Here is a 13,036-nt window from a genome sequence, read left to right as displayed (position 1 = left end):
TACATCGAAGACCCCCGCAGCGGGAACCGCCGCCGCGCGACCGCCGCGCGGCGGGGACGGGGCTCCCTCCGGACGGGAGGGAGCCCTCGCCCCGGTGTTCCGGTCAGGACCTGCGGGCCAGGCGCAGGACGTTCGCGATGATCTTCGCGCCGGCCCCGCCCTCCACGGTCAGGATCGACTCGGGGTGGAACTGGACGGCGAAACGCCGGTTGGCCGTGTCCTCGATCGCCATCACGTTGCCGTCGGGCGTGAGCGCGGTGACGGTGAACCCGACCACGCCCGGCCGCTTGGCGTGCAGCGAGTGGTAGCGGGCGGCGACGAACTCGGCGGGCAGGCCCTCGAGCAGGGCGCTGTCGCCGACCCTGGAGACGCGGCCGCGCTTGCCGTGCTCGGGGTAACCGAGCAGGTCCAGGCTGCCGCCCGCCTGCTCGACCATGGCCTGCAGGCCGAGGCAGACGCCGAAGACCGGCAGGGCCCTGCCGTACACCTCGTCGATGAGGGCCGACATGCCGAAGTCGGACGGCCAGCCGGGCCCCGGCGACAGGACCACCAGGTCGGGGGCGATCGTGTCGATCATCTCCGCCGGGAATCCGTGGCGCAGGGTGACGACGTCGGCGCCCTCCTGACGGAAGTAGTCGGCCAGGGTGTTGACGAAGGAGTCCTCGTGGTCGACCAGCAGGACCTTCATCCCCTGGCCCGGCTGCTCCCGCACCGGCGCCTGCGCGACCGAGGCAGGCTGGTTGACGGCGGCCAGGGCGCCGAGCAGAGCGCTGGCCTTGAGCTCGGTCTCGCGCTCCTCGGCCTCGGGGTCGGAGTCGAACAGCAGCGTCGCCCCCGCCCTGACGGTGGCCACGCCGTGCCTGATCTGCGCGGTGCGCAGGGTCAGGCCGGTGTTCATCGAGCCGTCGAAGCCGATGTAGCCGATCGCTCCGCCGTACCACCTGCGGGTGGTGGCCTCGTGGTCCTCGATGAACTGCATCGCCCACGCCTTGGGGGCGCCGGTGACGGTGACGGCCCACATGTGGGTCAGGAAGGCGTCGAGGGCGTCGAACTCGGGGCGCAGGCGGCCCTCGATGTGGTCGACGGTGTGGATCAGGCGGGAGTAGAGCTCGATCTGGCGGCGCCCGATGACCTGGACGCTGCCGGGCACGCAGATGCGCGACTTGTCGTTGCGGTCGACATCGGTGCACATCGTCAGCTCCGATTCCTCCTTCACGCTGGACAGGAGGGTGCGGATGGCCTCGGCGTCCTCGACGGGGTTGGCGCCGCGGGCGATGGTGCCGGAGATGGGGCAGGTCTCGACCCGGTCGCCGGTGACGCGGACGTACATCTCGGGCGAGGCGCCGACCAGGTGCTCGCCGTCGCCGAGGTTGATGATGAACTCGTAGGGGGCCGGGTTGGACTGGCGCAGGCCGCGGTAGAAGGACGCCGGGTCGGCGCAGGGGGCGTGGAAGACCTGGCCGGGCACGACCTCGAACAGGTCGCCGCGCTTGAAGCGCTCCTTGGCCGCCGCGACGACGCTCGCGTAGGCGCCCTTCTCCGGGTTCTTCGGGATCTCGTCCGGGGCCACCTGCGGGAAGGTCTCGCCGGTGCGCTCCAGGCCCTTGGTGGAGACGCCGTCCACGGCGAACTCGTAGCGGTGCTCCACGCACGTCTCGCGCTGCCGGTCGATGACGACGATCCTGTCGGGCAGGTGGAGGACCAGGTCGCGCTGGTCGGCCGGCCGTTCCAGCTCGTGGCGGATCGGCTCGAACTGGAAGGCCAGGTCGTAGCCGAACGCGCCGTACAGGCCGAGGTGCGGGTCGGCGCCCTTGAAGGCGGCGATCACCTCGCGGATGGCGGTGAACACCGTCGGGCGGCGGCTGCGCATCTCCTCCGGCAGCACCTCGCCCGGCTCGGTGCCGGGCTCGGCGATGTGGACCTCCACGTGGACGTCCGTCGGCTCGGAGACGGGCTTGCCCGCCGCCAGCAGGCAGGACGCCAGCACGGGCAGCACCACCTTGCCGCGCTCGTTGAGCGCGCGCGCCGCGATGGTGCGCCCCCTGGCGACCAGCTCGACGCAGGGGTCCACGTAGCCGAACGCCCATCGGCTGTAGCGGCCCGGGTAGTCCATGCCGGAGGAGAACGCGCCGCCGCGTCGCTCGCCCAGCGCGGTCACGATCTCCTCGAGGGCCGCCTCCGGCACCTCACGTATCTCACGCTCGACGCTGACGCCCCCAGCGGTGGTATATCCGCTCGTCTCCACTCAAAGCCCCTTGCTAGCTCATGAGCCCCGGGGCGGAGACAGGAATGGCCGCCTTCCGGGGCGGCCGTCCGTTTGAGGAATGCGAATCTCGCGCCGCCTAGAAGCGGCGCCACCATTGAAGCTGCAAGCGGATTCGCATGTGGCAAGCCTAGCCGCCGCATCGGAGATCACGCAACGCGACACACGGGCGCGCCACCCCAGGACAGCGGGCCGATCGGGGCGGCGGACGGTCAGCGCGGCGGCCGGTCAGGACACCGTGTCCAGCGGGGCCAGCTCGGGACGCTTCGGGGGAACGCCGTCGCCCGAGGAGCGTCCGTGAATGCGCCGGTTGATCCACGGGCCGAGGTACTGCCTGGCCCATCGCAGGTCCGCACGGCGGGCGTCGGTCCACTGCGGCGGCACCTGCGGCGGGTACGGCTCGCGCCAGTCCTCCTCGACGGCCACGCCCAGCACCTCGGCCGCGCGCAACGCCACCCGGCGGTGGCCGTCGGACGACAGGTGCAGCCGGTCCTCGTTCCAGGCCCGCCTGTCGCGCAGCACGGCCATCGGCCACAGGTCCACCAGGAAGGTGTCGTAGCGGCGGGCGATGTCGTGGATGTGCAGGTTGAAGACCTCGATCTTGCTGTGCGCCAGCCGCATCACCGGCACCTCGCGCAGGTCGAACCCGGTGAACAGCATCACCTTGGCCCCCGCCGCGTTCAGCGCCGCCACGCCCTCCTCCAGCCGGGCCGCGACCACCTCGGGGCCGCTTCCCGGGCGCAGGATGTCGTTGCCTCCCGCGCACAGCGAGACGAGGTCGGGGCGCAGCGCGACGGCCTGCGGCACCTGCTCGCCGACGATCTCGTCGATCAGGCGTCCCCGCACCGCCAGGTTGGCGTAGCGCGACCCCGGCCGCTCGGCCGCGATGTGCTCGGCCAGCCGGTCGGCCCAGCCCCGGTATCCGACGTCGGCGGGGTCCTCGAGACCTTCGGTGAAGCTGTCCCCCAAAGCGACAAATGAAGCAATTCGTCCCATGACCGGATAGTTTGCCAAGTGGAGATCGCCTTACGCGACCGTAATAAGCGGCACGGGCCGCGTGATGGTCGTCATATTGTCCGGTCCTGGGCGATTATGTTACTCATTGGTAATGCGTGTGCGTGTCTACCGGGATCTTCCCGTCCCGATGCCGGACGGCGTGACACTGCTGGCCGACCGCTACGAGCCGGTCGGGGCCGAGCGGGCCCCGGTGATCCTGATCCGCTCGCCGTACGGCAGGCGCGGCCTGTTCGGGCTGGCCTACGGGCGCGGGTTCGCCCGCCACGGCTTCCAGGTCGTGATCCAGAGCTGCCGGGGCGGCTTCGGTTCGGGAGGGCTGCTCGACCCGCTCGGCGACGAGCACGACGACGGCATGGCGACCCTCGAGTGGATGCGCCGCCAGGCGTGGTACCCGGGCACGTTCGCGATGCACGGCCCCTCCTACCTCGGCTACACGCAGTGGGCGATCGCCCCCTACGCCGGACCCGAGCTGAAGGCGATGGCCACCCAGATCACCGCCTCCCAGTTCAGGGACGCCGCCTACGTGGGCGGGGCGTTCGCACTGGAGTCGGCGCTCAGCTGGACCACGCTGACCAACGGCATGGCGCGCCGGTTCGGCGGCACGGCGGTGTGGCGGGCGCCGCGGATGACGCGGCGGGCCGTGCTGTCGGGGCGGCCGGTGGCCGAGCTCGACCTGGTCTCGGCGGGACAGGCGCTGCCGTTCTACCGCGACCTGCTGACCCACCACGCCGATCCGGCCGTGCCGTACTGGGACAGGCGGGACTTCTCATCGGCGGTCGGGCAGGTCGAGGCGGCGGTCACCATGCTGGGCGGCTGGTACGACGTGTTCCTGCCGTGGCAGCTGCGCGACTACGAGGCGATGCGGGCGGCGGGGCGGCAGCCGTACCTGACGATCGGCCCCTGGTGGCACATCGACCTCAGGCACGGCCCGGTGACCAGGGCGGAGGCCCTGGCATGGTTCAGGGCGCACCTGCTGGGCGATGTCTCGGGCCTGCGGTCCTCCCCGGTGCGGCTGTACGTGACGGGCGCCGGCGAGTGGCGCGACTACCCCGACTGGCCGGTGCCGGGCACGCGCGGCGTGCGCTGGCACCTGCAGCGCGCCTTCGGGCTCGGCCCCGAAGGGCCGCTGGAGTCGGCGCCGGACCGCTACCGCTACCACCCCGCCCATCCGACGCCCGTGCTGGGCGGCCCGGTGCTGCTGGCCGACTCCCGGCCGCGCGACCAGCGCAGGCTGGAGGCGCGCAGGGACGTGCTCGTCTACACCTCGCCCGTGCTGCGGGAGGACACCGAGGCGATCGGCCCGGTCTCGGCCGAGCTGTACGTCAGGTCGAGCACGCCGTACGTCGACGTCGTCGTGCGGGTGTGCGACGTGCACCCGGACGGGCGCTCGATGAACGTCTGCGAGGGCGTGCGCCGGCTGGTGACCGGCGAGAACGGCGAGGTGCGCCGGGTGCGGGTGGACCTGTGGCCGATCGCGCACCGGTTCGCCAGGGGCCACCGGATCAGGGTGCACGTGGCCGGCGGCGCCTATCCCACGATCGCCCGCAACCCGGGCACCGGCGAGCCGCTGGAGCTGGACGGCCCCATGGTGCCGGCCGACGTGGAGGTCTTCCACGATCCCGACCGGCCTGCCGCGCTGGTGCTGCCCCTGCCGGGCGCCTGAACGACGCCCGGCCCCGCCCGGCAGGCCGCCGCTCGCGGGTCCGCGGGATCGGTAGAGTCGGGGCGTGCGGGCCGCCCGGTTGATGTCGTTGGTGCTCCTGCTCCAGGGACGGGGCGGGATGACGGCCGCCGAACTGGCCCAGGAGCTCGAGGTCTCCGAGCGCACCATCCACCGCGACGTGCTGGCCCTGTCCGAGGCCGGCATCCCGGTCTACGCCGACCGGGGCAGGACGGGCGGCTACCGCCTGGTCGACGGCTACCGCACCAGGCTGACCGGGCTGGACCGGGCCGAGGCCGAGGCGCTGTTCCTGTCCGGGGTGCCCGGCGCGCTGCGCGACATGGGGCTGCGCGACGTCGCGGCCGCCGCCAGGCTGAAGGCGGCCGCCGCCCTCGCGCCCGGCCTGCGCGACGCGCCCGCCACCGCCGCCCAGCGCTTCCACCTCGACGCGCCCGGCTGGTTCGCCAGCGACAGCCCGCCGCCGGAGGCGCTGGCGCCGCTGGCCAGGGCGGTATGGGGCGACCATCCCGTGACCGCCAGGTACAAGGCCGCCGAGCGCACCGTCGAGCCGTACGGGCTGGTGCTGAAGGCGGGCGTCTGGTACCTGGCCGGCCGGGCGGGCGAGCGCCTGCTTGTCTACCGGGTCGACCGCTTCACCGACGTGACCGTGCTGACGGGCCGGCGCTTCGACCGCGACCCCGCCTTCGAGCTGGCCGCCTTCTGGGCCGAACGGTCGGAGCAGTTCGCCCGATCGCTGCTCAGGACCAGGATCACGCTGCGCCTGACCCCGGCGGGGCTGCGGAAGCTGCGGCACGTGGCCGACCCGGCCGCGCTGGCCGACGCGCTGGCCTCGGCGACCGACGACGGCACGGTGGTGCTGGCGGTGGAGTCGCTGGAGATCGCCTACACGCAGGTGCTGGCCTTCGGCCCCGAGGCCGAGGTGCTCGAGCCCGCCGAGTTGCGCGCGCTCATGACCGAGGCGGCCGGCCGGCTGTCGGCCCTGTACGGGGCCCGTGCGGCCGCGCGGCCGCACGGCTCGCCTCGATGATCGGCGAGTTCCCCGACACCCGGCGCTATCGGTAGTCGGCGGGGTCGGCGGTGATGCCGGCCTCGCGGACCTCCACGATCCAGCGCCACACGTCGGGCCTGCTGCCGTCCACGTCGGTGAAGCCGTAGGCCTTGGCCAGCTCGCCGCTGGAGAGCGAGGAGCCCGACCAGCGCATCCGGTCCGGGTCCTTGGCCAGCGCGGCCACGGCCCTGCCGGTGTAGGCCGGGGTTTCGGACAGGATGAAATCCTCGTGCACTCGGGCCCCTTCGCGCCAGTTCTCCTCGGTGACGCCGAAGTTCTCCAGCATCACCTCCGAGCGCAGGAAACCGGGCGTGATCGCCACCGCGGCGCAGCCGTGCGGGCGCAGCTCGTGCGACTGGGCGAAGGCCAGCCGGTTCACCGCGACCTTGGCCAGGTCGTAGAACATCGAGTTGCGGTAGCGCGTGCCGTTGAATTCGGCCGTGCCGTCGGTGACCTCGACGACGAGCCCGCCGGGCCGGCGGATGAGCAGCGGCAGCGCGTGGTGGCTGGTGATGAGGTGGGTGTCGATCGCCAGCCGCAGCAACCGCAGGCCCTTGTCCAGGTCGTGCTCCCACACCATCGCGTCGAACGTCCACAGCTGGTCGGCGCCCCAGACGTCGTTGACCAGCACGTCCAGCCTGCCCTGTTCGGCGTCGATGCGCTCGATCAGCCGCTTGACCTGCGCGGGGTCCAGATGGTCGGTGCGTACGGCGATGCCCTTGCCGCCGGCCTTGGTGACCAGCTCGGCGGTCTCCTCGATCGTCTCGTCCCTGTTCATCTCCGAACGCTGCTCGCGGGTGCTGCGTCCGGTGCAGTAGACCGTGGCCCCGATGGCGCCCAGCTCGACGGCGATGCCCCTGCCCGTTCCCCTGGTGGCGCCGGCGACCAGCGCGACTGTTTCACTCATGGGACGATCGTCGCGGCGAACCCCGACATCCTCTGTCATGTTTTCGGGAAGACCGCTGTGATAAGTAGTTGATTACCATGAACGGCGAATTCGAGCTGCGCGGCGTCAACCACATCGCTCTGGTCTGCTCGGACATGAAGCGGACCGTCGACTTCTACTCGGGCGTCCTCGGCATGCCCCTGATCAAGACGATCGAGCTGCCCCTGGGGTGGGGCCAGCACTTCTTCTTCGACTGCGGCGGCGGCAACGCGCTGGCCTTCTTCTGGTTCCCCGACGCGCCGGACGGGGTGCCCGGCGTCTCGGCGCCGAAGAACCTGCCCGACCGGGGCGAGCTGCTGTCGGCCGTCGGGTCGATGAACCACCTGGCCTTCGACGTCCCGCCGGAGCGGATCGAGGAGTACCGCGACCGGCTGGTCGCCAAGGGCATCGACGTCGGCGTGCTGCTCAACCACGACGACAGCGAGTTCGGGGTCGCGCCCGAGCCGCACGAGGGCGTGTTCGTCAGGTCCATCTACTTCAAGGACCCCGACGGGATCCTGATCGAGTTCGCCTGCTGGCAGCGCGAGCTCGGCCGTCCCGGCGACGTGCGGCACGAGCCCAGGACCGCCGCCGACAGGACGGTGTGATGCCGCGCCTGCGCCAGGTGCCCCGCGAGGAGGTGACCGACGAGGTCGTGGCCTTCTTCTACGACCGGCTGCTGACCCCGGAGGGCACCGCGACGAGATCGCCGGGCACGTGGTGGACGGTGTTCGCGCAGGATCCGGCGATCTTCCGGCACTGCGTGAAGGGCTTCCGGCTCTACCGCGAGTCGAAGCTGGACCCCGTGCTGCGGGAGCTGGGGCAGACCAGGGCGGGCTGGGCGCGCCAGTCGCAGTTCGTCTACTCCCAGCACTGCAAGCAGATGCGCGCGCTCGGGGTGCCGGAGGAGAAGGTGAGCGCGGTCGCGCACTGGCAGGTCAGCGAGGTGTTCGACGAGCTGGAGCGGGCCGTGCTGGCCTACACCGACGGGCTGGTGCTCGACGGCGGCCGCGTGCACGACGAGGTCTTCGCGGTGCTGAAGCGACACCTGCCCGACGAGCAGATCCTCGAGCTGACGTACTTCACGTGCCTGTACGAGATGCACGCGACCATGTCCAGGGCGCTGCGTCTGGAGTTCGACGACCGCCCCGACCCGATCACCGAGGTCGCCGCCCCCGAGGGGTACGGCACGCGGGACATCGCCGACGAGCTGACCGTTCGGCGCGAGGAGGCTACCGTTCGGCGATCGGAGACCTGACCCCGATCGGTCACGTCTCTACAGTGCCGGGCAACGGAAGGGAGAAGCCTTGCCCGGTGACGTCCGCGATCGCAGCCCGTGGGACCTGCCGCCTCACCCCCGACGAGGGGCTGCGAGGGTCACGGTCATCCCGTCCACATGATGAGACACCCGAGTTTAGGCCAAACCGTAATGTCTCAGTAATCGGGATTAATAGCGCCGGAACGTTAGTGTTCCGGACAAATACTCACGTTCCGGAGGATGCCGTGTCCACCCCCGAATCCGGGCAGGAGCGCAGCGACCGCAGTCCATGGAACTGGCTGCTGTTCGTGCCGATCGTGCTCCCTCTTCTGACCTTCCTCTTCAACGCCGACGAGCCGAGAGTGGCGGGCTTCCCGCTGTTCTACTGGCTCCAGCTGGCCTTCATCGTGGTCGGCGTGGCCTGCACGTCGATCGTGTACAGGATGACCAAGTGACCGGGCAGCACACGACCGAGCTGGTCGTCTTCATCCTGCTGTTCCTGGTCGTCAGCGGCATGGGCTTCGTGGCCGCCAGATGGCGCAGGCCCGAATCCATCGAGAGCCTGCACGAGTGGGGCCTGGGCGGGCGCAACTTCGGCACCTGGATCACCTGGTTCCTGGTCGGCGGCGACCTCTACACCGCCTACACCTTCGTGGCCGTCCCCGCCCTCGTCTTCGGCGCGGGCGCGCTGGGCTTCTACGCCCTGCCGTACACGGTGGTGGTCTACCCGCTGGTCTTCCTCGTGCTGGCGCGCATGTGGTCGGTCTCGCACGTGCACGGGTTCGTCACGCCCGCGGACTTCGTCAGGGCGCGGTTCGGCTCCCCCACGCTGGCGCTGCTGATCGCCATCACCGGCCTGATCGCCACCATGCCGTACATCGCGCTGCAGCTGGTCGGCATCGAGGCGGTGCTGAAGGCCATGGGCATCACCGGCCACCTGCCGATCATCATCGCGTTCGCGATCCTGGCCGCCTACACCTACCAGTCGGGCCTGCGCGCGCCCGCGCTGATCGCCTTCGTCAAGGACACCCTGATCTACATCGTGATCCTCGCGGCGGTCATCTACATCCCGGCCAGGCTGGGCGGCTGGGGGAGCATCTTCGACGCGGCGGCGGCCAAGTTCGCCAAGTCCCCGGCGCCCGCCGACGGCATCCTGCTCACCGGCGCCAACCAGCTGCAGTACATCACGCTGGCCTTCGGCTCGGCGCTGGCGCTGTTCCTCTACCCGCACAGCCTCACCGGCGTGCTGGCCTCCAAGAACCGCGGTGTGATCAAGCGGAACATGTCGGCGCTGCCCGCCTACAGCTTCCTGCTGGGCCTGATCGCCCTGCTCGGCTTCATGGCCATCGCGGCGGGCACCAAGCCCGTCGTCAACCCGGCCACCGGCAAGCCGGACACCAACACGATCGTGCCGGTGCTGTTCGACCAGATGTTCCCCGACTGGTTCACCGGCGTGGCCTACGCGGCGATCGGCATCGGCGCCCTGGTGCCCGCGGCCATCATGTCGATCGCGGCGGCGAACCTGTTCACCCGCAACATCTACAAGGAGTACATCAACAAGCAGGCGAGCGACGCGCAGGAGGCCAGGGTCTCCAAGCTGGTCTCGCTGGTCGTCAAGGTCGGCGCGGTGCTGTGCATCCTCCTGCTCGACCCGCAGTTCTCCATCGACCTGCAGCTCATCGGCGGCGTGATCATCCTGCAGACGCTGCCCTCCGTGGGTCTCGGCCTCTACACCCGCTGGTTCCACAAGGGCGGGCTCATCGCCGGCTGGGCGACCGGCCTGGCGGCGGGCATGTGGATGCTCTACCTCATCCCCAACCCCGCCAACGGCAAGCTGCACTTCGGCGGGTCGGCCTTCCCGCTGAAGAACTTCGGCTTCGACACCCCCATGACCATCTACGCGGGCGCGATCGCGCTGACGGTCAACCTCGTCGTGGCCGCGGTGGTCACGCTGGCGCTGCGCGCGGCCAAGGTGGCCGACGGCGAGGACGCCACCCGCCCGTCGGAGTACTTCGCCGACGAGGGCGACCCGCGGGTCAAGGACCTGGACCTGTCCGGCTCCCACTGACCCCATCTCCGGTACGGCACGCGGGCCCGCCCCCTCTCCTGGGGCGGGCCCGCGCCATGCCCGACCCCCGCCCGCCCCCTACGAGCTGGCGTCGGACGAGCGGGTGGCGGCCGCTCAGGCGCCCCGCCAGGCCCGGGGCGCGGTCGCCCTCCGCGGGGTGAAGGCCGCCACGATCACGTCGACCAGCCCCTCCACCACCTGCGCGCGCTCGACCTCCGGGTGCTCGAGCCACCAGTCGCCCGTCGTCTGCACCATGCCGACGAAGGCGTGCCCGAGGATCTGCGCGCGCACGGGGTCGGCCACGACCTCGTCGGCCGCCAGCACCGCGCCCAGCTCCTCGCCCAGGCCACGCACCAGGGCCGTCATGTGGGACCGGACGCTGGTGTCCTCGGCGCTGGCGCGGTGGAACAGGAAGCGGTAGAGGTTGAGGTTGACCGAGATGAGGTCGAGGTAGATCTCGATGGCGGCGCGAGCGCGGCGGCGCGGATCGGTCCTGGCCCTGGCGAACTCCGGACGCAGCTGCGAGATGACCCGGCGCACGTGGCGGTCGGCCAGCGCCTGGTAGAGACCGCTCTTGTCGCCGAAGTGGCGGTAGAGGATCGGCTTGGTGATCCCCGCCTCGGCCGCGATGGCCGCCATCGACACCTCGGGCCCGTCCCGCAGGATCGCCCGGTCGGCCGCGTCGAGCAGCGCCTTGCGCCGATCGGGATCCCTGCCGTTCACGGGGCCAGGATAGCCGCGCCCGCCTGGGCGCCCACGGCCGACCGCCACCAGGCGGGCCGCTCCCGCCGCACGAGGCGCCCTCCGCGGTTAGGGTCGGATCATGAACAGCGGAACCGGGCCAGGAGCCATCACCCCCGACGGATCGCCGGTCGACTTCTACACCCTGCTGCCGCCGGGCGACGAGGCCGACATCATCGGCGCGGCGGTGCCCGCCGGTGGCAGCATCCTCGAACTCGGCTCGGGCACCGGCCGGGTGACCCACCCGCTCGTCGCCGCGGGCTTCCAGGTGGTCGCCGTCGACGAGTCGGCCGAGATGCTCGCGCACGTGCGGGGCGCGCAGACCGTCCACGCCAGGGCGCAGGAGCTGGCGCTCGACCGGCGCTTCGACGCCGTGCTCCTGGCCTCCTACCTGATCAACATCCCCGACCGGGAACTGCGCCGCGACCTGCTGGCCGCCTGCGCGCGGCACGTCGCCGCGAACGGGTCCGTGCTCATCCAGTGGCAGCCGCCAGAGGCGCACGACCGGTGGGCGGTGGGCAGGGGCCGCGAGGCCGACGGCATCGGGATCATGATGACGCGGGTGGACGAGGTCGCGCCGGGCACGTTCGCGGCCACCATGCGCTACACCGCCGGGGAGCGGGTGTGGACCCAGTCGTTCCTGTCGCAGCGGCTGACCGTCGAGGACCTGGCCGACGAGCTGGAGCGCGAACGGCTCACGCTGGACGGCTTCCTCACCGAGGACCGCACGTGGGCGCGGGCCGTACCGGCATGACCGGGCTGTGCGCGCAGGCCACCGCCGGCCTCACCCCGAACACCCGCACCACCCCCGGCTGACCCCGTATCCCGCGCGGGGGACTCCACCTGGAGTCATCCCGTGCGGGGGACGCCGTCTGGAGCCGCCTGACGCCGTGCGACCAGGCCCGTTCGATCTGTCGGCCGCGGGCGATAGTCTGCCGCCCCAGGACCGCGATCGGAGGTGGGCTGTGGCGCCCGAGGTGCCAGGCTACGAGGTGCTCGGCCTGCTCGGCCAAGGCGGCTTCGGCGTCGTCTACCAGGCCAGGCAGCTGGCGGTGGGCCGGGAGGTGGCGCTCAAGGTCGACAGCAGGGTGCTCGTCTCCGAGCGGGACCAGCGGCGGTTCATGCGCGAGGTGACCTCGGCGGGCGCGCTGTCGGGGCATCCCCACGTGGCGGCCGTCTACGACGCGGGGGTGCTGCGCGACGGCAGGCCGTACATGGTGCTGGAGCTGTGCCCCGGCGGGTCGCTGGCCGACCGGTTGCGGGCGGGCCTGCTGCCCGTGGCCGAGGTGCGCGACGTGGGCGTCAAGATCGCCGACGCGCTGGCGGCGGCGCACGCGGCCGGAGTGCTGCACCGCGACGTCAAGCCGGCCAACATCCTGATCAACCGTTACGGCAGCGTGGTGCTGTCCGACTTCGGGCTGGCGACCATGCCGGAGCCGGGGGCCGAGGTGTCGGTGACGCGGGAGTCGCTGACGCCCGCCTACGCTCCGCCGGAGGCGTTCGAGCTGACCGAGCCGAGCGCGATGGGTGACGTGTACTCCCTGTCGGCCACGCTCTACGCGCTGCTGTCGGGGCGGCCGCCGCGCTTCCCCGAGTCCGGGGTGGCGAACCTGGCCGTGATCATGGCGCTGCACCGGCAGCCCGTGCCCGAGATCCCGGGGGTGCCGCCGGCGTTGACCGAGGTGCTGCGGCGGGCGCTGGCCACCGATCCGGCGCAGCGCACCCCGTCGGCCGCGGCCTTCCGTGACGCTCTCGCGGCCCTGCCGGGAGAGGTGCTCTTCGGGGACGGGCCGGAGGCGGCGGGCTGGAGCGGCGGTGACGGCGCGGCCGCTTGGGGCGGCTCGGGCGCCGCCGCTTCAGGGCCGAGCGGGCAGCAGGCCGGATGGTCCGCCGCTCCCTCGGGACCGCAGGCCGGATGGTCCGCCGCACCCCCTGAGGCGGGGCCGAGCGGGCAGCAGGCCGGATGGTCCGCCGCTCCCTCGGGACCGCAGGCCGGATGGTCCGCCGCACCCCCTGAGGCGGGGCCGAGCGGGCA

At 71.9% G+C, this 13,036-nt stretch carries 12 protein-coding genes; 8 read left to right on the top strand and 4 right to left on the bottom strand.

Going from position 1 to position 13,036, the window contains the following annotated elements; all coding sequences use genetic code 11:
- Nucleotides 1–103: 103 nt before the first annotated feature.
- Together ACWENQ_RS31410 and ACWENQ_RS31405 are read right to left on the bottom strand one after the other, a co-directional pair.
- Complete coding sequence (locus ACWENQ_RS31410) at nucleotides 104–2,245, bottom strand: anthranilate synthase component I (RefSeq protein WP_452417406.1); 2,142 nt, start codon at nucleotides 2,243–2,245, stop codon at nucleotides 104–106.
- A gap of 246 nt (nucleotides 2,246–2,491) precedes the next feature.
- Nucleotides 2,492–3,259 carry an SGNH/GDSL hydrolase family protein gene (locus ACWENQ_RS31405; RefSeq protein WP_449925188.1) on the bottom strand — a complete coding sequence of 256 codons (768 nt, stop codon included), beginning with the start codon at nucleotides 3,257–3,259 and terminating at the stop codon, nucleotides 2,492–2,494.
- Nucleotides 3,260–3,371: 112 nt separating this feature from the next.
- Here ACWENQ_RS31405 and ACWENQ_RS31400 point away from each other — a divergent pair, with 112 nt between their 5' ends.
- Both ACWENQ_RS31400 and ACWENQ_RS31395 read left to right on the top strand, forming a co-directional pair.
- Complete coding sequence (locus ACWENQ_RS31400; protein ID WP_452417404.1) at nucleotides 3,372–4,943, top strand: CocE/NonD family hydrolase; 1,572 nt, start codon at nucleotides 3,372–3,374, stop codon at nucleotides 4,941–4,943.
- A gap of 64 nt (nucleotides 4,944–5,007) precedes the next feature.
- Nucleotides 5,008–5,988: a helix-turn-helix transcriptional regulator gene (locus ACWENQ_RS31395; RefSeq protein WP_452417402.1), complete on the top strand. Its 981-nt coding sequence runs from the start codon at nucleotides 5,008–5,010 to the stop codon at nucleotides 5,986–5,988.
- Between the two features lie 25 nt (nucleotides 5,989–6,013).
- Here ACWENQ_RS31395 and ACWENQ_RS31390 read toward each other — a convergent pair whose 3' ends face one another.
- Nucleotides 6,014–6,916 carry an SDR family oxidoreductase gene (locus tag ACWENQ_RS31390; RefSeq protein ID WP_354906892.1) on the bottom strand — a complete coding sequence of 301 codons (903 nt, stop codon included), beginning with the start codon at nucleotides 6,914–6,916 and terminating at the stop codon, nucleotides 6,014–6,016.
- 77 nt (nucleotides 6,917–6,993) lie between these two features.
- Between ACWENQ_RS31390 and ACWENQ_RS31385 the strand changes: the two genes are divergently transcribed.
- The 4 genes from ACWENQ_RS31385 (at nucleotide 6,994) to mctP (ending at nucleotide 10,260) form a co-directional block, all read left to right on the top strand.
- On the top strand, nucleotides 6,994–7,542 hold the full coding sequence (locus tag ACWENQ_RS31385) for a VOC family protein (protein ID WP_449925193.1): 549 nt from the start codon (nucleotides 6,994–6,996) through the stop codon (nucleotides 7,540–7,542).
- Entirely contained in the window at nucleotides 7,542–8,192 is a 651-nt protein-coding gene (locus ACWENQ_RS31380) for a carboxymuconolactone decarboxylase family protein (RefSeq protein ID WP_452417400.1), read from the top strand. The genes ACWENQ_RS31385 and ACWENQ_RS31380 overlap by 1 nt, the downstream gene beginning before the upstream one ends.
- A 245-nt stretch (nucleotides 8,193–8,437) precedes the next feature.
- Nucleotides 8,438–8,647, top strand: coding sequence for a DUF3311 domain-containing protein (locus tag ACWENQ_RS31375; RefSeq protein ID WP_354906895.1), 210 nt, complete (start codon nucleotides 8,438–8,440; stop codon nucleotides 8,645–8,647).
- On the top strand, nucleotides 8,644–10,260 hold the full coding sequence (mctP, locus tag ACWENQ_RS31370; RefSeq protein ID WP_449925198.1) for a monocarboxylate uptake permease MctP: 1,617 nt from the start codon (nucleotides 8,644–8,646) through the stop codon (nucleotides 10,258–10,260). Before ACWENQ_RS31375 ends, mctP begins: the two co-directional genes overlap by 4 nt.
- A gap of 114 nt (nucleotides 10,261–10,374) precedes the next feature.
- Here mctP and ACWENQ_RS31365 read toward each other — a convergent pair whose 3' ends face one another.
- Nucleotides 10,375–10,983 carry a TetR/AcrR family transcriptional regulator gene (locus ACWENQ_RS31365; protein ID WP_449925201.1) on the bottom strand — a complete coding sequence of 203 codons (609 nt, stop codon included), beginning with the start codon at nucleotides 10,981–10,983 and terminating at the stop codon, nucleotides 10,375–10,377.
- Between the two features lie 100 nt (nucleotides 10,984–11,083).
- Here ACWENQ_RS31365 and ACWENQ_RS31360 point away from each other — a divergent pair, with 100 nt between their 5' ends.
- On the top strand, nucleotides 11,084–11,755 hold the full coding sequence (locus tag ACWENQ_RS31360; protein ID WP_452417399.1) for a class I SAM-dependent methyltransferase: 672 nt from the start codon (nucleotides 11,084–11,086) through the stop codon (nucleotides 11,753–11,755).
- Between the two features lie 211 nt (nucleotides 11,756–11,966).
- A partial coding sequence (locus tag ACWENQ_RS31355) for a serine/threonine-protein kinase (protein ID WP_452417397.1) occupies nucleotides 11,967–13,036 on the top strand: 1,070 nt, incomplete at its 3' end.

It is taken from the genome of Nonomuraea sp. NPDC004354, assembly GCF_053602555.1.
The sequence above is the reverse complement of the archived record's forward strand: the minus strand, read 5'-3'. Positions and strand labels throughout refer to the sequence as shown.

What these genes read in the sequence shown, in the direction of transcription:
- ACWENQ_RS31405 (WP_449925188.1), bottom strand. Translation starts at nt 3,259, where the DNA reads ATGGGACGAATTGCTTCATTTGTCGCTTTGGGGGACAGCTTCACCGAA.
- ACWENQ_RS31400 (WP_452417404.1), top strand. Translation starts at nt 3,372, where the DNA reads ATGCGTGTGCGTGTCTACCGGGATCTTCCCGTCCCGATGCCGGACGGC.
- ACWENQ_RS31390 (WP_354906892.1), bottom strand. Translation starts at nt 6,916, where the DNA reads ATGAGTGAAACAGTCGCGCTGGTCGCCGGCGCCACCAGGGGAACGGGC.
- ACWENQ_RS31385 (WP_449925193.1), top strand. Translation starts at nt 6,994, where the DNA reads ATGAACGGCGAATTCGAGCTGCGCGGCGTCAACCACATCGCTCTGGTC.
- ACWENQ_RS31380 (WP_452417400.1), top strand. Translation starts at nt 7,542, where the DNA reads ATGCCGCGCCTGCGCCAGGTGCCCCGCGAGGAGGTGACCGACGAGGTC.
- ACWENQ_RS31360 (WP_452417399.1), top strand. Translation starts at nt 11,084, where the DNA reads ATGAACAGCGGAACCGGGCCAGGAGCCATCACCCCCGACGGATCGCCG.